The organism is Janthinobacterium rivuli (genome assembly GCF_009208735.1).
Taxonomy (GTDB): Bacteria; Pseudomonadota; Gammaproteobacteria; order Burkholderiales; family Burkholderiaceae_D; genus Janthinobacterium.
In genome coordinates, this window is record NZ_WFLJ01000027.1 from 25,409 (window position 1) to 46,594 (window position 21,186).

12 protein-coding genes and 1 riboswitch are annotated in these 21,186 nt (G+C 65.3%); of the genes, 6 read left to right on the forward strand and 6 right to left on the reverse strand.

The features are described 5' to 3' along the window. Positions 1–22: 22 nt before the first annotated feature. Positions 23–8,650, forward strand: a complete 8,628-nt coding sequence (locus tag GCN78_RS27180) for a GH36-type glycosyl hydrolase domain-containing protein (RefSeq protein ID WP_193316888.1) — start codon at positions 23–25, stop codon at positions 8,648–8,650. Here the strand turns inward: GCN78_RS27180 and GCN78_RS27185 are convergent. Next, positions 8,636–8,866: a hypothetical protein gene (locus GCN78_RS27185; RefSeq protein WP_152254474.1), complete on the reverse strand. Its 231-nt coding sequence runs from the start codon at positions 8,864–8,866 to the stop codon at positions 8,636–8,638. The genes GCN78_RS27180 and GCN78_RS27185 overlap by 15 nt on opposite strands. Before the next feature lie 113 nt (positions 8,867–8,979). Continuing rightward, the gene (locus GCN78_RS27190; protein ID WP_152254475.1) at positions 8,980–9,555 is read right to left on the reverse strand and encodes a TMEM165/GDT1 family protein; all 576 of its coding nucleotides are present in this window, start codon (positions 9,553–9,555) and stop codon (positions 8,980–8,982) included. A 21-nt stretch (positions 9,556–9,576) separates the two neighbouring features. Beyond that, positions 9,577–9,746: riboswitch (yybP-ykoY riboswitch) on the reverse strand. A gap of 145 nt (positions 9,747–9,891) precedes the next feature. On the opposite strand from GCN78_RS27190, the gene GCN78_RS27195 reads away from it, so the two are divergent. The 3 genes from GCN78_RS27195 to GCN78_RS27205 all read left to right on the forward strand — a co-directional run bounded on the left by GCN78_RS27195 (position 9,892) and on the right by GCN78_RS27205 (position 15,923). Beyond that, positions 9,892–12,285, forward strand: a complete 2,394-nt coding sequence (locus GCN78_RS27195; RefSeq protein ID WP_152254476.1) for a M1 family aminopeptidase — start codon at positions 9,892–9,894, stop codon at positions 12,283–12,285. 118 nt (positions 12,286–12,403) lie between these two features. Beyond that, positions 12,404–14,263 carry a M1 family metallopeptidase gene (locus GCN78_RS27200; protein WP_152254477.1) on the forward strand — a complete coding sequence of 620 codons (1,860 nt, stop codon included), beginning with the start codon at positions 12,404–12,406 and terminating at the stop codon, positions 14,261–14,263. Positions 14,264–14,285: 22 nt separating this feature from the next. After that, a complete protein-coding gene (locus tag GCN78_RS27205) occupies positions 14,286–15,923 on the forward strand; it encodes a serine hydrolase (protein ID WP_152254478.1) in 1,638 nt (545 codons plus the stop codon). 41 nt (positions 15,924–15,964) lie between these two features. Here GCN78_RS27205 and GCN78_RS27210 read toward each other — a convergent pair whose 3' ends face one another. Both GCN78_RS27210 and GCN78_RS27215 read right to left on the reverse strand, forming a co-directional pair. Beyond that, positions 15,965–16,795, reverse strand: a complete 831-nt coding sequence (locus GCN78_RS27210) for a class I SAM-dependent methyltransferase (protein WP_152254479.1) — start codon at positions 16,793–16,795, stop codon at positions 15,965–15,967. A gap of 85 nt (positions 16,796–16,880) precedes the next feature. Continuing rightward, complete coding sequence (locus tag GCN78_RS27215) at positions 16,881–17,540, reverse strand: pyridoxamine 5'-phosphate oxidase family protein (RefSeq protein WP_152254480.1); 660 nt, start codon at positions 17,538–17,540, stop codon at positions 16,881–16,883. 109 nt (positions 17,541–17,649) lie between these two features. On the opposite strand from GCN78_RS27215, the gene pdxR reads away from it, so the two are divergent. Both pdxR and GCN78_RS27225 read left to right on the forward strand, forming a co-directional pair. Further along, positions 17,650–19,155, forward strand: coding sequence for a MocR-like pyridoxine biosynthesis transcription factor PdxR (gene pdxR / locus GCN78_RS27220; RefSeq protein WP_152254481.1), 1,506 nt, complete (start codon positions 17,650–17,652; stop codon positions 19,153–19,155). Positions 19,156–19,186: 31 nt separating this feature from the next. Continuing rightward, entirely contained in the window at positions 19,187–19,792 is a 606-nt protein-coding gene (locus GCN78_RS27225; RefSeq protein ID WP_152254482.1) for a hypothetical protein, read from the forward strand. Between the two features lie 11 nt (positions 19,793–19,803). Here the strand turns inward: GCN78_RS27225 and GCN78_RS27230 are convergent, their stop codons facing one another. Next, entirely contained in the window at positions 19,804–20,583 is a 780-nt protein-coding gene (locus tag GCN78_RS27230; protein WP_152254483.1) for a spermine/spermidine synthase domain-containing protein, read from the reverse strand. 58 nt (positions 20,584–20,641) lie between these two features. Next, positions 20,642–21,166, reverse strand: coding sequence for an FxDxF family PEP-CTERM protein (locus GCN78_RS27235; RefSeq protein ID WP_152254484.1), 525 nt, complete (start codon positions 21,164–21,166; stop codon positions 20,642–20,644). Positions 21,167–21,186 lie beyond the last annotated feature (20 nt).

The window sequence follows — 21,186 nt, forward strand, 5'->3', positions numbered from 1 at the left end:
ACGGATTTCCAAAGTCAAGGAAATCTTCCGCGACCATTCCCTTGCACCGGACACCTTCGACGCCGCGCGCGACGACGCCTTGCCCCTGCGTTCCGAATTATTCAGCGCCATGCAGATGGCCGCCCACGGCAAGCACGTGGCCGCCGGCCATGCGGTAGGGCGGCATCACGGCCGCGACCGCCTGTTGGCGCGCCTGGCCGACAATGCGGCCCTGATCACGGCCACCGTCAACGAGTTGACGGCCACGGTGAAAAGCGGGCGCCAGGTCACGCCCGCGTCGGAATGGTTGCTCGATAATTTTTATCTGATCGAAGAGCAGATCCGCACCACGCGGCGCCACCTGCCGAAGAACTACAGCAAGGAGCTGCCGCGGCTGACGTCGGGCCCCGACGCCGGTTGCCCGCGCGTGTACAAGATCGCGCTGGAAATCATCTCGCACGGCGATGGCCGCGTCGACCTGGAAAACCTGTGCCACTTCATCGAGGCTTACCAGGACGTGGCCACCTTGACCCTGGGCGAACTGTGGGCCGTGCCCATCATGCTGCGCCTGGCCCTGATCGAAAACCTGCGCCGCGTCGCCGTGCGCGTGGCCGACGACCGCATGCAGCGCGACCTGGCCAATACCTGGGCCGACCAGATGACGGAGATCGCCGAACGCAATCCCAGCGGCTTGATCCTGCTGGTGGCCGACATGGCCCGTTCGAATCCGCCCATCACCAGCGCCTTCGTGGCCGAACTGTCGCGCCGTCTGCAGGGACAAAGTTCGTCGCTGACCCTGGCGCTGTCGTGGCTGACGCACAAGCTGGCCGAGTCGGGCCTCACCATCGAGCAGCAGATCCAGTCCGAGATCGGGCAGCAGGCGGCCGACCAGGTATCGATCGCCAACAGCATCGGCAGCCTGCGCTTTCTCGGCACCATGGATTGGCAGGAATTCGTCGAGACCATGAGCGTGGTCGAGCAGACTTTGCGCCTGGACCCGGCCGGCACGTATGGCTTGATGGATTTCGCCACGCGAGACAGCTACCGCCACGCCATCGAACGCATCGCCAAGCGCAGCGCGCGCAGCGAAGTGGCGGTGGCCGAGATGGCGGTGCAGCTGGCGCATACGCACGGCAACGGCAATGATGCGCGCCGCGGCCACATCGGCTTTTATCTGGTGGGACGCGGCGTGCTGGTGCTGGAAAAGCAGACCGGCGCGAAGCTGCCCTTCATCGAGGCGCTGCAGCATACGGCGCGCGCCGCGCCGCTGGCCAGCTATCTGGGCGCCATTGCGTTCCTGACCCTGGCGACGAGCGCGCTGCTGCTCGAACGCGCCGTGCGCCATGGCGTGCAGGGCTGGCCCCTGGCGGCGCTGGGCGCGCTGGCGCTGCTGGGCAGCAGCCAGCTGGCCGTGGCCGTGGTGAATTGGCTGGCGACCCTGATGACGTCGCCGCACCCGCTGCCGCGCATGGATTACCAGGCAGGCATTCCGTCCGATGCGCGCGGCATCGTCGTGGTGCCGACCCTGATCTACAGCCAGGACAACGTGGCGGCCCTGTGCGAGGCGCTGGAAGTGCGTTATCTGGCCAACCGCGATCCAAACCTGCGCTTTTGCCTGCTGACGGATTTCGTCGACGCGGAGGCGCAAACGATGCCCGGCGACGACGCCTTGCTGCGCCAGGCGCAGGAGACCATTCGCGGCTTGAACGAGAAATACCGCGTCGAGGGCGCGGCGGCCCAGGAGAACGGCGAGCCGGCCGACCCCGAAGAGCTGGGCCAGGCGGGGCCGTTCCTGCTGCTGCACCGTCCGCGCCTGTGGAATTCGCAGCAGAATGCGTGGATGGGGCAGGAGCGCAAGCGCGGCAAACTGTCGGACCTGCACGCGTTCTTGCGCGGCGGCGCGCGCGACAAATTCTCGCTGGTAGAAGGCGAGTTGCGCGGCCTGCGCACGATCAAATACGTGATCACGCTCGACACCGATACGCAGCTGCCGCGCGACGCGGCGCGCGAATTCATCGCCACCATGATGCACCCGCTGAACCGTCCCGTGCTGGACGCGGCCGGCACGCGCGTGGTGGCCGGCTATGGCATCCTGCAGCCGCGCGTGGCCGTGGCGCTGCCCAGCGCGAACGCCTCGCGCTACGAACTGCTGTGCGGCGGAGAGCCAGGCATCGACCCCTATACGCGCACCGTCTCCGACCTGTACCAGGACGTGTTCTATGAAGGCTCCTTCATCGGCAAGGGCATCTACGACCTCGACATGTTCGAGCGCGTGCTGGGCCAGCGCCTGCCCGACAATAAAATCCTCAGCCACGATCTGCTCGAAGGCTGCTACCTGCGCGCCGGCCTGCTCAGCGACTCGCAACTGTACGAGGAATATCCGGCCCGCTACGACGCCGACGTGAGCCGCCGCCAGCGCTGGACCCGCGGCGACTGGCAACTGATCGGCTGGCTGCTGGGCAGGGTGCCGGGCCGCGCCGGCAAGCGCGAACGCAATCCCCTGTCGATGCTGTCGCGCTGGAAGCTGTTCGACAACCTGCGACGCAGCGTCGTGGCGCCGGCCACCACCCTGTCGCTGCTGCTGGTGTGGGGCTTCCTGCCGCACGTGGCCTTCTGGAGCGCGGCCGTGCTGGCCATCATCTTCCTGCCGCCCGTGTTTTCGGCCCTGTACGATTTGCTGCGCAAACCGCGCGACACCCTGTGGCGCCAGCACCTGGCCGCCTTCGAGCGGCGCTGCGGCGTGCAGTTTTCGCACGCCATGCTGACCCTTGTCTTCCTGCCGTACGAAGCGTGGATCAGCCTGGACGCCATCGCGCGCACCCTGTGGCGCCTGGGCGTGTCGCACAAGCATTTGCTCGACTGGCGCGCCTCGAACCTGCACAATTCTTCCGGTTCGCAGGCCGACAGCTGGCGCGCCATGTGGTGCTCGCCCGCGCTGGCGCTGGCCACCTTTGGCGCCTTGCTGACCTGGCGCCCGGAAGCCTTGCCAGCGGCGGCCGTGGTGCTGCTGCTGTGGCTGGCCGCACCCGCCATCGCCTGGTGGATCAGCCGCCCCATCGAGCGCGCCGTGGCGCGCCTGTCGGCCGAGCAGGGACGTTTCCTGCACGGCGTGGCGCGCAAGACCTGGGCGTATTTCGACACCTTCGTCGGGCCGGACGACCACTGGCTGCCGCCCGATAACATGCAGGAGCATCCGAACCTCGTCGTGGCGCACCGCACCTCGCCGACGAACATCGGCCTGGCGCTGCTGGCCAATGTGACGGCCTACGATTTCGGCTATATCACCATGGGCCAGTTGATCGAGCGCAGCGGCGCCACCCTGCACAGCATGGGCGAGCTGGAACGCTTCCAGGGCCACTTCTATAACTGGTACGACACGCAGACCCTGAAGGCGCTGCAGCCGATGTATATCTCGACGGTCGACAGCGGCAACCTGGCCGGCCATCTGCTGACCTTGCAGCCGGGACTGGTGGAACTGTATGACGCCCCGATCATCGGTGCGCAGGTGGTGCAGGGCATCCGCACAACGGCGCAGGTGCTGCAGGAATTCATCGCCGCCGAAGGCGAAGGCAAGGCCGTGCGCGACAACATGAGCCTGCTGCAGATGCAGGCCGCGCCCGCCAGCCTGGCCGAATGGCATGCCTACCTGAGCGCCGTGAATGGCGCGGCCGATGCGCTGCTGTCGCTGACCCTGCAAGGCGAGGATGGCGAGCTGGCCATGTGGGCAGGCGCGCTGGCGCGCCAATGCCGCGCGGCGCTGGCCGAGTTGCAGCACCTGGCGCCATGGGCGGCGCAGGCGGGCGTCGATGCGGCGTGGCTGCGCGTGCCGACCCTGCGCGAACTGGCCAACCTGGAAGCGCCGGAAGGCTTGCCTTCCGAGCTGGCCGCCATGCTGGCGCAGGGCCGCGAACAGGCGGGCCGCCACATGCGCGACATCGCCCACGCGGCGGGGCTGGCGCGCGACTTCGCGCAGGTCGAATACGGCTTCCTGTACAACCCATCGACAAAATTGCTGGCCATCGGCTACAACGTCAGCGAACGGCGCCTGGACCCCAGCTACTACGATTTGCTGGCCTCCGAAGTGCGCCTGGCCAGCTTCATCGCCATCGCCCAGGGCCAGCTGCCGCAGGAGCACTGGTTCGCCCTTGGCCGCCAGCTGTGCATGGTGGCCGGCCAGCCCGTGCTGCTGTCGTGGAGCGGCTCGATGTTCGAGTACCTGATGCCGCTGTTGGTGATGCCGAACTACCCGAATACCTTGCTGGACCAGACCTACCACTCCGTCATCGAGGCGCAGATCGACTATGGCCGCCAGCGCGACGTGCCATGGGGGATTTCCGAGTCTGGCTACAACACGGTCGACGCCAGCCTGAATTACCAGTACCGCGCCTTTGGCGTGCCGGGACTGGGCCTGAAACGGGGCCTGGCCGACGACCTGGTGGTGGCGCCGTATGCCAGCATGATGGGCCTGATGGTGCAGCCGGAAGCGTCGTGCCAGAACCTGCAGCGCATGCAGGCGGCCGGCTACATGGGCCGCTACGGCTTCTTTGAAGCCATCGATTTCACCACCGCGCGCCTGCCGCGCGGGCAGGGCAGCGCCATCATCCGTTCCTTCATGGTGCACCACCAGGGCATGGGTTTCCTGGCCCTCAGCTACCTGCTGCACGACCGCCCGATGCAGCGCCGTTTCGAGTCCGATCCGCTGCTGCAATCGGCCTTGCTGGTGCTGCAGGAACGCACGCCGCAGGCCGGCGCGTTTTACTCGAACACGGCCGAACTGGCGGAGCTGCGCAGCGGCGTGCCCGAGCAGGCCATGCCGATGCGCATCCTCACGCAGGCCAACAGCGCCGTGCCGGAAACGCAGCTGCTGTCGAATGGCCGCTACCACGTCATGGTGAGCAATGCGGGCGGCAGCTACAGCCGCTGGAAAGACCTGTCCGTGACGCGCTGGCGCGAGGACAGCACGCGCGACAACTGGGGCAATTTCTGCTATTTGCGCGACCTCGACGACGGCGCCGTCTGGTCCACCATGTACCAGCCGACGTTGGCCGAGCCGAAGAAATACGAAGTGATCTTTTCCGAGGGCCGCGCGGAGTTCCGCCGCGCCGACCATGGCCTGGACCTGTACACGGAAATCGTCGTCTCGCCCGAGGACGACATCGAAATCCGCCGCACGCGCATCAGCAATAATTCGAACCGCCAGCGGCGCATCGAGATCACCAGTTTTGCCGAAGTGGTGATGGCGCCGGCGGCGGCCGACGCGGCCCACCCCGCGTTCAGCAAGCTGTTCGTGCAGACGGAAATCCTCGCGCATGAAAATGCGATCCTGTGTACGCGCCGGCCCCGCTCGAAAGACGAGCAGATGCCGTGGCTGCTGCACGTGATGACCGTGCACGATATCGAGCACTATGCTGTTTCGTTCGAGACGGACCGCGCGCGTTTCATCGGCCGCGGCAACACGGCGCAGCTGCCGCAGGCGCTGCAGGACAGCGGGCCGCTCAGCGGCGGCCAAGGTTCCGTGCTCGACCCGATCGTGGCCATCCGCTACGTCATCACGCTCGAACCCGATCAGGCCGTGACGGTCGACAGCGTTACCGGCATGGTGGAGCAGCGCGAGGCGGCGCTGCACCTGATCGACAAATACCAGGACCGCCACCTGGCCGACCGCGTGTTCGAACTGGCATGGACGCACAGCCAGGTGGTGCTGCGTCAGCTCAATGCCAGCGAAGCGGACGCGCAGCTGTATGCGCGCCTTGCCAACGCCGTGATCTATCCGAACGCGGCCCTGCGCGCCGAGGCCAGCATCCTGATCAAGAACCAGCGCGGCCAGTCCGGCCTGTGGGCGTATGCCATTTCCGGCGACCTGCCCATCGTGCTGCTGCAGATACGCGACGTGGCCAATATCGAGCTGGCGCGCCAGATGGTGCAGGCGCATGCCTACTGGCGCCTGAAAGGCCTGGTGGTGGATCTGGTGATCTGGTACGAAGAGCAGTCGGGCTACCGCCAGCTGCTGCACGACCAGATCATGGGCTTGATCGCCTCGGGCATCGATGCGCAGGCGATCGACCGCCCGGGCGGCATCTTCGTGCGCCTGGCCGAGCAGATCGCCAACGAAGACCGCATCTTGCTGCAATCGGTGGCGCGCGCCATCATCAGCGACTTGCGCGGCACCCTGGCCGAGCAGGTCAAGCGTCCGCCCAGCCCCGTGCTGCGCATGCCGCCGCTGCTGCAGGACCCGGCGCGCGAGCATGGCGGCGTGCCGCACCGGGCGCCAAGGCGCGAGCTGATCCTGGAAAATGACCTGGGCGGTTTCACGCCCGATGGCCGCGAATATGTGATCACCACGGGAGAAGGCAAGCAGACGCCGGCGCCCTGGTCGAACGTGCTGGCCAATGCGCAATTCGGCACGGTGGTGTCGGAAGCCGGCCAGGCGTACACGTGGAGCGAGAATGCGCATGAATTCCGTCTCACGCCATGGCAGAACGACCCCGTGTCCGACCTGTCCGGCGAAGCGTTTTATGTGCGCGACGAGCAAACCGGCCAGTTCTGGTCGCCCTCGTCCCTGCCCGCGCGCGGCAGCGGCGACTACGTCACGCGCCATGGCTTCGGCTACAGCGTGTTTGAACACAGCGAGGGCGGTATCGCCACGGAATTGTGCACCTATGTGGCGCTCGATGCGGCCGTCAAATACTCCGTCATCAAGGTGCGCAACGACAGCGGCGTGCCGCGCCGCCTGTCCGTCACCGGTTACGTGGAATGGGTGATGGCCGACCTGCGCGCCAAGTCCGGCATGCACGTGGCCACCGAGGTCGACACGATCAGCGGCGCGCTGTTTGCGCGCAATAACTACAACACGGAGTTTTCGGGCCGGGTCGGCTTCTTCAATACCGACGCCAGCATCCGTTCGATTACCTGCGACCGCAATGAATTCATCGGCCGCAACGGCAGCCTGGCGCAGCCGGCCGCCTTGCGCCGCGTGCGCCTGTCCGGCAAGGCCGGCACGGGGCTGGACCAGTGCGCCGCCATCCAGGTGCCGTTCGAGCTGCAACCGGGACAGGAGCGCGAAATCGTCTTCCTGCTCGGCGTGGGCGGGCGCCGCAATGCCGACGCCAGCACCATGGTGCAGCGCCATGCGGGCAAGGAAGCGGCGCGCGCCACCCTGGAAAAAGTACGCGCGCACTGGAAAACCACCCTGGGCGCGGTGCGCATCGAGACGCCCGACCCGTCGCTCGACGTGATCGCCAATGGCTGGCTGATGTACCAGACCATCGCCTGCCGTTTGTGGGCGCGCAGCGGCTATTACCAGTCGGGCGGCGCCTACGGTTTCCGCGACCAGCTGCAAGACGCGATGGCGATGATCCACACGGCGCCGCAACTGCTGCGCGGCCACCTGCTGCTGTGCGCGGCGCACCAGTTCGTCGAGGGCGACGTGCAGCACTGGTGGCATCCGCCATCGGACCGGGGCGTGCGCACGCATTGCTCCGATGATTATCTGTGGCTGCCGCTGGCCGCCTGTCGCTATGTGATCGCCACGGGCGACGTCAATGTGCTGTCGGAAGTGGCGCCCTTCATCGAGGGCCGGGCCGTCAAGCCGGAAGAAGATTCCTACTATGACTTGCCCGTGCGCTCGGGCGAGTCGGCCGACCTGTACGAACATTGCGTGCGCGCCATCCGCCATGGCCTGCGCCTGGGCGTGCACGGCTTGCCCCTGATCGGTTCCTGCGACTGGAACGACGGCATGGACAAGGTGGGCGAGCATGGCAAGGGCGAGAGCGTCTGGCTGGCCTTCTTCCTGTACGAAGTGCTGCAGCGCTTCGCCGAGGTGGCCCTGCTGCGTGGCGACGCGGCGTTTGCCCGGTTCTGCCGCGACGAAGCCGTGAAGCTGGCGGCCAGCGTCGAGGAACATGCGTGGGATGGCGAGTGGTACCGGCGCGCCTACTTCGACGACGGCACGCCCTTGGGTTCGCACACCAACGAGGAATGCCAGATCGATTCGATTTCGCAAAGCTGGGGCGTGCTGTCGGGCGCCGCCAACAAGGAGCGCGTCGCCGGTGCCATGCGCCAGGTCGATGCGCGCCTGGTGCGCCGCGATTCGGGCGTGATCCAGCTGCTCGATCCGCCGTTCGACAAAGCCGACCTCAATCCCGGCTACATCCGCGGCTATGTGCCGGGCGTGCGCGAGAACGGCGGCCAGTACACGCATGCGGCCATCTGGACGGCGATGGCGTTTGCGCGCATGGGCGATGGCGAAAAAGCGTGGGAATTGCTGCGCATGATCAATCCCGTGCGCCATGGCGTCGATGCGCAGGCGGTGGCGCGCTACAAGGTGGAACCGTACGTGGTGACGGCCGACGTGTATGCCGTGGCGCCGCACGTGGGGCGCGGCGGCTGGAGCTGGTACACGGGATCGTCGGGCTGGCTGTACCGCCTGATCGTCGAATCCCTGCTCGGCTTGACGCGCGAAGCGAACGTGCTGCGCGTGGCGCCGACCATGCCGGTCGAATGGGGCGGCTTCAAGATGCAGTACCGCTTCGGCGCCAGCAGCTACGCCATCACGGTGGAGCGGGCGCAGGGACGGCCTGCGGGCCTGTCGCTCGATGGCGTGGCGCAGGCGGGCGACAGCATCGCCCTGCGCGACGAGGGCCGCGCGTATGCGGTGTTATTGCTGGTGTAAACCTGGCGCCGGGTCTTGCCACGCATCGTGTTCGGGCCGGCGCCGGCCCGCCAGCAGGATCAGGCCGGCGCCGAACAGCAGCAGGTCGCGCGTGCGTACTTCGGGCGCGGCCGGCGTTGCCGTCTGGCGCTGGTGCAAGGGTGCCGCCATGGCGGCGGGGACCTGGCTGGCGCAGGCGGCCAGACACAGTGCCGCCATCTTTCCATTCAAATGCATACATTCCTCAAGAAAGCGCGCCGGCCGTTCGGGATCGGCGCGCCGGTATTCATGTCGCCGACATTGTAATTATGAGCATGAATATTGTAAATGAGTAATTATGTGGTGCTGCCTCAAAATCCCAGCGCCGCGCCGGCACCGAGCAGGGTGGCCACGCCCAGCACGGCAAACACCAGCGCCGCGATGCCGTGCACGAGCCGCAAGGGAACGCGGTTGGCGATCTTGTCGCCAAGGTAGACGGCCGGCACGTTGGCCAGCATCATGCCGAGGGTGGTGCCCAGCACAACGGAAACAATGTCGTGGTAGCGCGCCGCAAGCGCCACTGTCGCCACCTGCGTCTTGTCTCCCATTTCCGCCATGAAGAAGGCGATCAGGGTGGTCAGGAAGACGCCGTATTTGGCCAGCTTCGTCTCGTCTTCATCGAGCTTGTCGGGGATCAGGGTCCAGGCGGCCATCGCCAGGAAGGAGACGCCCAGCACCCAGCGCAATACATCGGGCCCCAGCATGCTGGTGATCCAGGCGCCGACGGCGGCGGCGAACGCGTGGTTGGCGACGGTGGCAACGAGAATCGCCAGCACGATGGGCACGGGCTTGCGGAATTTGGCGGCCAGCAGAAAGGCCAGGAGTTGGGTTTTGTCGCCGATTTCAGCGAGACCGACGATGCCGGTGGAGATGAGGAATGCTTCCATGAGATTGCAAGAGGTACGCGGGCCGGACGAATTAACCAATGATCCACGGGCGACTCCGGCCCGTGCGGCCGCCCTGGATCAATGGTCTCGTCAAGTTCTGCAACCACCTGCACCATGGCCTGCGGGCCAATTATGTTGATACAGGTTCCCGCGGCAGGACCGCGGGACGACTACTCCCCAATGTTCGAGGCGCATCATACGCCAATGCCCGCGCCGGCGCCAGTACCGCCGGGGCACGGCGCGGCCTGGTGTGTGGGACTTCGACAACAATGATCGATCTGCAAACAGACTCGACTTAGAATGCAGTCTGTTCACGACTCCCCGATGGAATGCGCCATGCCGGTCCTCGTCCGCTTGCTTGCCCTGTGTTTGACCTTGTTGTCTCCCTTGCCCGGCCTGTGCGCCGCCGCGCCCTTCGACGACAAGTTCCGCCAGCTCGAAGAATTGCTGCCCACGCCGAATAGCTACCGCACCGCGTCCGGCGCGCCGGGCCACGCCTACTGGCAGCAGCGCGCCGATTACGTGATCCGCGCCACGCTCGACGAGGCACGGCGGGCCATCACGGCCAGCGAGCAGATCACCTACCACAACCGCTCGCCCGACAGCCTCGCATATCTGTGGCTGCAACTGGATCAGAATGGCTTGCGCCAGGATGCCGACCAGCGCCGCGTGCTGAGTGCCCCCTCGCGCCAGGCCTGGTTGAGCGGCAGCGAAGACGAGGCGCTGAAATTCGAGGACTTGCGCGCCATCCATGCGGGCCGCGAATTCGACGGCGGCTTCAAGCTCACCGCCGTGAAAGCGGCCAGCGGCAAGCCGCTGCCGTATGTCGTCAACCAGACCATGTTGCGCATCGATTTGCCGGTGGCGCTGGCGCCCGGCCAGAGCATCACCTTCAACATCGACTGGTCGTATCAGATCAATGACCAGAAGGTGCTGGTCGAACGCTCCGGCTATGAATATTTTGAAGACGACAAGAACGCGATTTTCCAGATCGCGCAGTGGTTTCCCCGCATGGCAGCGTATTACGACGCCGTCGGCTGGCAGCACAAGCAGTTCCTCGGCTCCGGTGAATTCACGCTGGAGTTTGGCGACTACGAGCTGTACCTGACGGTGCCGGGTGACCACGTGGTGGCCGCCACGGGCGAGCTGCAAAATCCTGCCGCCGTGCTGAGCGCGGCGCAGCGCGAGCGCCTGGCGCGGGCGAAGAGCAGCGATACGCCGCTGCTGGTGATCACGCCGGAAGAGGCGCTGGCGGCGGAAAAGGGTAAAGCGGCGGGCATGAAAACCTGGCACTTCAAGGCGGCCAATGTGCGCGACGTGGCGTGGGCGTCGAGCCGCAAGTTCATCTGGGATGCGCAGGGGCTGAACAGCGGCGGCAAGCGCGTGATGGCCATGTCGTATTATCCGAACGAGGGCAATCCGCTGTGGCAGCAGTACAGCACGCGCGCCGTCGTGCACGCCATCGAGCAATACAACAAGTACAGTTTCGACTATCCGTATCCGAACGCGATTTCCGTCAATGGCGCCGTGGGCGGCATGGAGTATCCGATGATTGCGTTCAATGGCGGGCGCCCCGTGAAGGACAAGAAGACGGGCGAACGCACGTATTCAAAGACGACCAAATACGACCTGATCGGCGTGATCATCCACGAAGTGGGCCACAATTATTTTCCCATGATCGTCAACTCGGACGAGCGCCAGTGGACGTGGATGGACGAAGGCCTCAATTCCTTCCTGCAGTACCTGGCCGAGCAGGCGTGGGAAGAGCATTTCCCTTCCTGGAATGGCGAACCGCGCAAGATCGTCGACTACATGCGCAGCCAGAACCAGGTGCCCATCATGACCAATTCCGAATCCTTGCTGCAGTTCACGGCGAACGCCTACGACAAGCCGGCCACGGCGCTCAACATCCTGCGCGAAACCATCCTCGGTCGCGAACTGTTCGACTTCGCCTTCAAGCAGTACGCCTTGCGCTGGAAGTTCAAGCGCCCCACGCCCGCCGACTTTTTCCGCACCATGGAAGACGCTTCCGGCACGGACCTGGACTGGTTCTGGCGCGGCTGGTTCTATACCACCGACGCGGTCGACATCAGCATCGACGGCATCAGCGAATATGGCGTGAGCACGAAGAATCCGGAAGTCGAGAAAGCGTGGAAGAAGGCGCAGAAGGCGGCGCAGCCCATCTCGATCTCGGACCAGCGCAACAAGGCGCTGCCGAAGAAGGTCGACGTCGATCCGGCGCTGAAGGATTTCTATAACCGCCACGATGAATTCACGGTCACCAACAAGGACCGCAACAGCTATGCGGAAGAGCAGGAAACGCTGGAGCCGTGGGAGAGAAAGCTGCTGGAACAGCGCAACATGGGCAAGCACCTGTACCTGGTCGACTTTTCGAATCTGGGCGGCCTGGTGATGCCGCTGATCCTGGAAATCGAACTCAAAAGCGGCAAGAAGATCATCGAGCGCGTGCCGGCCGAGGTGTGGCGCTATGCGCCGCACAAGATCAGCAAGGTCATCATCACGGACGAGCCGATGGTGGGCCTGGTGCAGGACCCGTACTGGGAGACGGCCGACATCGACACCAGCAACAACGCCTGGCCGAGAAAAATCACGCCATCGCGCCTGGAATTGTTCAAGCTGGACCGCGACAAGAACAACCTGATGAAGGATTTCAATACGCCGCTGAAAACGCCCGAGGCCAAGACCGAGGTCAGGCCGGAAGCAAAATAGGGAAACAGCGCCGGCCAGTCCGGCGCTTTTTTCTGCCGGCCTGCGCCGGAAGTGCTATTCTGCGCGACGCCCCGGCGCACACGGACCGGGGCTTTCGCAAATCATTCAAAAGACGACCATGCAAACTTTGACCTTCCTGCGCGCGCTGGGCTGTGCGCTACTTTGCCAGGTGACCCTGGCCGCGCACGCCGACCCCCTCAGCTATGCGCGCTACGACCAGGTGCGCACGCGCGACCTGCAGCTGGACCTGAAAGCCGATTTCAAGCAAAAGACCCTGTCCGGCTATGCCGAGCTGTCCTTGAACTGGATCGATCCGGCGGCGCGCACTCTGGTGCTCGACACGCGCGATTTGTCGATCGCCAAGGTGCAGGTACAGGACAAGCGCGGCACGTGGCAGATGGCGCCATACCAGCTGGACAAGGCCGACCCGGAAAAGGGCCAGGCGTTGCGCATCACCACCACCGGCCAGCCGGGCAAGGTGCGCGTCTACTATCACACGGCCCCGAACGCCATCGCGCTGCAGTGGCTCACGCCGCAGCAAACCATGTCGGGCAAGCTGCCTTTCATGTTCAGCCAGTCGCAAAGCATTAACGCCCGCTCGTGGGTGCCGTCGCAGGATACGCCAGCCGTGCGTTTTACGTATAGCGCGCGCATCGAGGCGCCAAGCGGCATGCGCGTCGTGATGAGCGCCGAGAATGACGAAAAGGCGACGGGCAAGGGCGGCTGGAAATTCAGGATGCCGCAGCCGATTCCCTCGTACCTGCTGGCCATCGCCATCGGCGAACTGGAAGTGCGCAAGCTCGGTCCCCGTTCGGCCGTGTATGCGGAACCGCCGCGCATCAAGGCGGCCGAGTACGAGCTGGCCGACACGGAAAAGATGATCCAGGCGGCCGAGGCGCTGTACGGCCCGTATGGCTGGGGGCGCTACGACATGATCGTGCTGCCGCCATCGTTCCCCTACGGCGGCATGGAAAACCCGCGCCTGACCTTCCTCACGCCGACCATGATCGCGGGCGACCGCAGCCTGGTCGACCTGATCGCGCATGAACTGGCCCACTCGTGGTCGGGCAATCTGGTCACCAACGCGTCATGGAAGCACATGTGGCTCAACGAAGGTTTCACCACCTACGTCACCACGCGCATCGTCGAACAGCTGTATGGCAGCGACGTGGCGCAGATGGGCGTGCAGGTCGACCAGGAAGAACTGGCCGCCTCGATCAAGGAACTGCCGGCGGCGAAAACGGCGCTGATCACGCGCGATGCGGATGCCAATCCGGCCGAAACGTACACGGACGACGGCATCATCTACCCGAAAGGCGCGTGGTTCCTGGCCACCATGGAGCGCCGTGCCGGCCGCGCCGTATTCGATCCTTTCCTGCGCGGCTGGTTCGACCAGCACGCGTTCCAGAGCGTGACGACGGAGCAGTTCATCGCCTACCTGCGCAAGAACCTGCTGGCGCAGCACCCGGACGTGATGCCGCCGGCGGAACTCGATGAATGGCTGTATGGCACGGGCGTGCCGGCCAGCGCGCAGCGCGTCGTCTCGCCGCGCCTGGCGCTGCTCGACCAGCACCGCGACGCCTGGCTCAAGGGCGAGCTGTCCACCAAAGACCTGGGCATGGACAAGTGGATCGCCATCGAATCGATGCACTTCCTGAACGACATCAACAACAAGGCCAGCGCGGCGCAATTGCGCGAACTGGACCAGGTCTACGGCGTGGGCAAGAGTGGCAACAATGAAGTGGCCTACCGCTTCTATCTGGCTTCCGTGAATGCCGGCTACGACGTGCGCCAGCCCTTGCAGGCATTCCTGCTGAGCGTGGGTCGCCAGAAGTTCGTCGTGCCCCTGTACGGCGCCTTGATGAAGACGCCGCAAGGCCATGCCTGGGCCAAGGATGTGTATGCGCAGGCGCGCGAACGCTACCACCCGGTGACGCAGGAAAGCGTCGATAAACTGATGGCCGCGCAAGCGCATTGAACCTTCCTTGGACATCCTGACCATGCATACCATGAACCGCCTCGCCGCCGCCATCGTGCTGGCGTTTTCCAGCATCGCCGTGCCGGCGCTGGCCGTTGACGCCGCCCCCGTTGCTGCCGCCGCACCGGCACCCGCGCCCGCCTTCGATCTTGACCGCGACGTCGCCACCGCCCTGAAAGTGTTCGACGTGCCCGGCATGGCGATCGCCATCGTCAAGGATGGCAAGGTCGTCACCGCCAGGGGCTTTGGCGTACGCAAGCTGGGCGAGCCGGCCGCCGTCGATGCGCAGACCTTGTTTGAAGTGGCATCGAACTCGAAAGGCTTCACGGCCGCCGCGCTGGCCATGCTGGTCGACGATGGCAAGCTGGCCTGGGACGATCCCGTCACCAAGCACCTGCCCGGCTTCCAGATGCACGATTCCTACGTGACGGGCGCCATGACCGTGCGCGACCTGCTGACGCACCGCAGCGGCCTGGGACTGGGCGCCGGCGACTTGCTGTGGTGGCCGACCACCACGTTTTCCACCGACGAGATCATCGAGAAGCTGCGCTACATCCGTCCGGCCACGAGTTTTCGCAACAGCTATGCCTACGATAACCTGCTGTATATCGTGGCCGGCAAGATCATCGCCGACAAGGCGGGGAAAAGCTGGGGCGAGGCCATGCATGAACGCATCCTGGCGCCGCTGGGCATGACGGGCACCACCACCAGCCTGGCGGAAAATGCAGGCAAGTCCGACGTCGCCAGCGCGCACAGCAAGATCGACGGCAAGATCGCCGCCGTCAAGTCCATGCCCGTGCCGAACGCCGTGGGCGCCGTCGGCATCAACACGAATGCGGAAGATATCGCCAAGTGGATGATGGTGCTGCTCGACGGCGGCAAGATCGCCGGCGTGAAGGACAAGGAGGGCAAGGAAGCGCGCCTGTTCAGCGAAAAGCAGGGCCGCGAAATGTGGACGGCGCAAACGCCGATCAATATCCCCGAGCCGAAGCCGGCGCTGGCCGCGACGAAACCGAACTTCAGCGCGTATGGACTGGGCTTCCAGCTGCGCGACTACAAGGGCATGAAGGTCGCCATGCACGGCGGCGCGCTGCAGGGATTTTATTCGCGCGTGGTGATGGTGCCGGAAGCGAAACTGGGCGTGGCCATCCTGACCAATGCGGAAAATGGCGGTTCCATGACGGCGCTGCAATGGCGCATCCTCGACCATTACCTGCAGGCCGCGCCGTCGGACTGGCTGGCGCTGGTGGCCAAGGTGGAGCAGGACCAGCATGCGGAAGAGGTGAAAAAGCAGGGCAAGGCGTCGAGCGCGCGCGCGGCCAAATCGCAGCCTTCGCTGCCGCTGGCGGCGTATGACGGCGAATATGAAGACGCCTGGTATGGCAAGGTCGTGATCAAGCCGGAGGGGAAAAAACACCTCCTCAGCTTCACGCGCACGCCGGACCTGACGGGCGAGCTGGAACACTGGCAGCACGACACCTTCATCGTGCGCTGGAAAGAGCGCAATTTCAACGCCGACGCCTACGTGACGTTCTCGCTCAATCCCGATGGCAGCATTGACCGGGTCAAGATGGCGCCCGTGTCGGCCGAGACGGATTTCAGCTATGACTTCCAGGACCTGAGCCTGGTGCCGGTGAATCCGAAGGAAGGCAAGAAGTAAAGCAGGAATCAGAAGGCCACCGTGAGGTGGCCTTCTGCACATTATGGCTTGACGAACTTCAGGGTCATGCGGTCGCTCTCGCCGATGGCCGTGTATTTGGCCCGTTCCACATCCTTGTTGGCGTAGGTGGGCGGCAGCGCCCAGACGCCGCCCTGATGGTCTGCCGTGTCTTTCGGATTGGCATTGATGTCCGACTTGGCCGCCAGTTTGAAACCCGCGCCTTCGGCCAGCTTGATCACATACGCTTCGTGCATGTAGCCACTGCTGGCCGTGGCGTCCTGCGCCTTGTTCGCCGGCAGGCGATGCTCGACGACGCCGAATACGCCACCCGGTTTCAGGCTGTCATACACTTCCTTGAACAGGGTCTGCATGCCTGCTTCGCCGATCGGTATCCAGTTGTGAATATTGCGGAAGGTGAGCACCATGTCGGCCGTGCCCTTGGGCGCGATGCGGTAGGTGGTGGGCGGTGCGAAGGCGCCGATTTCCACCTTGCCGAATGCGGCCGGATTGGCGTCGAGTTTTTGCTGGAAGCGCGCCGCGCCGCGGCGTGCGCCTTCGCTGGCGGACTGCGGGTCGTTGCCGGCGGCGATCAGCTTGCCGTGCTCGCGCAGGTAGGGCGCCAGGATCTCCGTGTACCAGCCGCCGCCGGGCGCCAGTTCCACCACCGTCATGGTCGGCTTGATGCCGAAGAACGTCAGCGTTTCATACGGGTGGCGTGCGCTGTCGCGCAGCGCGTTGGCCGGCGTGCGCGCACTGCCGGCGATGGCCGCCTTCAGGGCCGCGTCGCCCGTGTCGGCGGCCAGTGCCGCGCCGCTGCCGCCACAGGCCAGCATGACCGTCAGGGCCGCGGCCAGGGATACTCGCTTCATCATCATATGCTCCATGCGTGATTGGATCGGTTGGTAACTTGGTGGCGATCGCCATCAATGCCGATCATCGGGCAAGCACGCCGACCGGTCAAGCGGATTCCGTCCCCCATGCGGCGGCATACGCAGGCATGGCGCTGGTATTGAGCGCATCGGCGATGGCCGCGCCACGGCCGTGCGTAAACGGCAGTTCGCCCGTCCAGACGACGTGCGCCATGTCGCCCGCGTCGTCCAGTGGGCCGCCCTTGCGCTGCTTGACGGCGCATTCGTCGAGCGCGATGCGCAGCACGGTGGTGGCCGCGTATTCCTTGGCGCTGCCGCCGCGCACGTGCGCCAGGCGTCCCGGCGCCAGCTTTTCCATCAGGGCGTCCATGGCCGCATGCTGCTGGCCGATGTCGCTTACTTTTTCAAACTGCCCGTACACCATCGCCGAGCGGTAGTTCATGGTGTGGTTGAAGGCGGAGCGCGCCAATACCAGGCCGTCGAGATGGGTCACCGTCACGCACACGTCCGTATCGCGCAGCAGCTGCTTGAGCATGCGGCTGCCGTTCGAGCCATGGATGTACAGGTGACCGCCGATGCGCCAGCAGGCGGTCGGGATGCAATGGCTGCCATGCTCGTCGCGGAAGGCGATATGGCACAGATAAGCCGCGTCGACGATGGCGTACAGGGCGGCTTGCTCGTAGCTGGCCAGTTCGGCGAGGCGGCGCACACGGGTACGGGGGCTGGGAGGCAGGGCGGTAGCGGTCATGGCGGAAATCCGGTTGGTTGAAGAGACAGGCCGCACTATAATCGGCATCTGGCCCTGAAAAAAGATCCAGAACTGATAAATAATATAGAGCCACGATGAAGGAAGGCGCATGGATTTCGCTTTGCTGCTGAATGCATTCGAGCGCACGCACCGCGAACGGGGCTGGCCGCGCCAGCGCCTGCTGCACGAATGCCTGCGCGCGGCGATCCGCAGCGGCCAGCTGGCGCCCGGCACGCGGCTGGCCGCCACGCGCGTGCTGGCCGCGGAACTGGGACTGGCGCGCAATACCGTGCTGTACGCCTATGAGCAATTGGCCAGCGAAGGGTTTGTCTTGCCGGACCGGCGCGGCACCGTCGTCGCCGGCAGCGCCGGCGTTGCGGTGGCATCGCCGGTGAGCGGCGCTCAGGATGGCTTGTCGCGTCGCGCCCGGCATCTGCGCGGCGTGGCGGGCCAGGATGTGAATGCGGCGCTGGTGTTTCCCGCCGACGCGATGGGTGCGTTCGCGCCTGGCGTGCCGGCGCTCGACGAATTTCCGCTGGCGCAGTGGCGGCGCATGCTGGACCGCGCGTGGCGCGCGCTGACGCCGCGCCAGCTCAATTACGGCGATCCGGCAGGCGAGCCGCAGCTGCGCATGGCCATCGCCGAGCATTTGCGCGCCGCGCGCGGCGTCGTCTGCGATGCGGGCCAGGTGTTCATCACGGATGGCACGCAAAGCAGCCTCGATATCTGCCTGCGCGCCTTTGCCGACCAGGGCGATACCTTGTGGATCGAGCATCCCGGCTATGGCGGCGCGCTGGCGGCGGGCCGTGGCGCCGGCCTGCAGGTCACCGGCATCGCCGTCGACATGGATGGCATCGCGCCGACGGATGACGACTGGCGCGTGACGCCGCCGCGCCTGATCTACACGACGCCGTCGCACCAGTATCCGACGGGCAGCGTGCTCAGTCCCGCGCGCCGCATGGCGCTGCTCGAACGCGCGCGTGCCGCGGGCGCTCTGATCATCGAAGACGATTACGACAGCGAATTTCGCCATGGCGGCCCGCCGCTGGCCGCCATGCAGGGCCTGGTGGCCGACGCGCCCGTCGTGTATCTGGGGACCTTCAGCAAGACCATGTTTCCCGCCTTGCGCCTGGCTTTTATCGTCGTGCCGGCCGCGCTGGCGGGGGCCTTCGCGCAGATGCAGGCGCAGGGCGCCGCACGGGGCCGCGTGGCCGAGCAGCTGGCGCTGGCCGAGTTCCTGCGCAGCGGCCTGTTTGCGCGTCACGTGCGCCGCATGCGCCGCCTGTACCGGCAGCGCCGTGACGCCTTGAGCGAGGCCTTGCAGCGCCATGCGTGCGGCGGCGCGGCCATCCATGGCGGCACGGCCGGCATGCACCTGGCGCTGCGTTTTCACGATGGCGCATGGGATGATCTGGCGCTGAGCCGGCGCGCCGCGCAGGACGGCATCGTGGCGCTGGCGCTGTCCGCGCATGGCACGGGCGAGGGCGCCGGCTGGAACGGCTTCCTGCTCGGTTATGCGCAGGTGCCGGCCGAGCACATGGATGGCCTGGCGCGCCGCCTGGGCGCGCTGCTTGCGCAAGCTGGCGCGGCTGGACAGGCGAAGCGGGCACAATAGGCCTTTGCCAGGACGAGGAAGAGGATTGCCCATGATACTGAGCTGGAAAGCCCCGGTTGACTACCATGACAAACTGGCCGGCTCCTACGACAAGGAGCGTGGATCGTATGAGACGGCTGGATCGAACTTCGACTATCTGGCGCTGCTGCAGGGGGCGCCTTTCCCGCCCGGCATGGACCGGCCCCCCGTGCATTTCGTCTGCACCAGGGAAAGGCTACTGAAGCATGACTGCCTGTGGTTGCTCGGTGAGGTGCCGCTGGTCTCGGCCCGCCTGGCCGGGTTCCTCGCCGGCGCCGCCGGGCAGGACGTGGAATTGCTCGTCCCCGCCTGCATCATGGCGGGCGGTGAAGCGGTGGAGCAGCCGTTTTACATCGTGAATGCGGCGCAACACGTACAGACGGTGGACCTCGAACGTTCAATCGCGGAAAAAGATGACAAGGGCAACATCATCTACTTCACGCGGACGTTTTTGCGCGACGTGGAACTGGCGCCCAGGCAGATCGCCAGGGATGCGCAATCGGGCGACCTGCTGATCGCCAGCGAGCTCGCTGGCCTGATGACGGCCGCGCGCTTCAACGGCGCCAAGAGTCTGGGGTTTTATCGCGCCGCAGGAAACTGGCAGCCCGTCCTGGAATGAGATCGCATGGCTTACTGCTGGTCCTGCATCCACTGCTTCAAACCGTTGACCCAGTTCTTGGCGGGCAGGTTGAACTGCTTCTTGATGGTGGCGGCGCGTTCGTATAAATCGCTGAAGTCGAGCGATGGCGATTTCTTGAAGGCCAGGACGACGATGTTTTCATCTTCCATTTCCGGCACCCAGACGACGGCGTCGAAGACCAGTTCCATCGCCTGCAAATTCTTGTCGTAGTTGGGAAAGTCGCCGAAGACATTCGTGCACATGATGCCGTCGTCCGTCAGGCAGTCGAAGCAAGCCTGGTAGAACTCGGGCGTGTCGAGCACGGGGCCGCGCGCGTCCTCGTCGTACAGGTCCACTTGCAGCGCGTCGACCGTGCCATGGTTGGCCGGGTCGAGCACGAAGTCGAGCGCGTTCATTTCGCGCACGTCGAGGCGCGCATCGTTCGGCGGCAGCGCGAACTGGGCGCCGCAGATGGCGATCACGTTCGGATTGAGTTCGATGGCCGTGACCGTGGCGTCGGGGAAGCGGCGGTAGCTGAACTTGGTCAGCGCGGCGCTGCCCAGGCCCAGTTGCACGATGCGTTTGGGCTGCGTCTTGAACAGCATCCACATCATCATCATCTGCACGTATTCGAGTTCGATGGCGTCGGGCTTGTCCAGGCGCATGGCGCCCTGTACCCACTTGGTGCCCAGGTGCAGGTAGCGGATGCCGCGGTGTTCGGTGGTGGTGGCGGGCGGGTGGCCAGGGTGGCTGAAAGCGGTATGGCTGGTGGAGATAAAATCGGTCGTCATGCCGCCAGTGTAGCAGCCACATGAAAAAAGACGCCGTGGCGTCTTTTGGGTGGTGCGCTCAAGCTTGCTTGCGGCGTCGTGCCAGGAAGCCCAGTACGCCCAGGCCGGCCAGCAGCATGCCATAGGTTTCCGGTTCAGGAACGGGAGCCAGGTTCAGGTTGAAGACGCCGCCATAGCTGCCGCCCTTGGTGTTGCCCATGACGGTGAGGACCAGCGGGCCATTGAACAGAATGCTCGTGGGTGCCAGGACTTCGCCTTGGGCATAGCCAAAGACGGTGGGCCCGCCAAAGCCGGTCAGTCCTATGCCGTTCAGGTCGGCGCTGCTGAAGCTGATGGAGGAACCGTCCGAGCCCGTGACGGACAGGTTGGCCAGGAAGGCTTGCGCGGTGGAACCGAACGTCGCATTGGGTGTGAACGTGAAGGTATCCGTGAAGTCGCCAAGCGGGCTGGGCACGGCGTTGAAGCCGCTGGTCCACAGATTGCCGGTGGTATTGACGAGGTTGACGGTGTAGGCGGCGGCGCTGGCGCTGCCGATGGAAGCAGCGCTCAGTACCGCCGCTGCGATGAGTGATTTTAGTTTCATGTTTATCCCCGCGAAAAAAC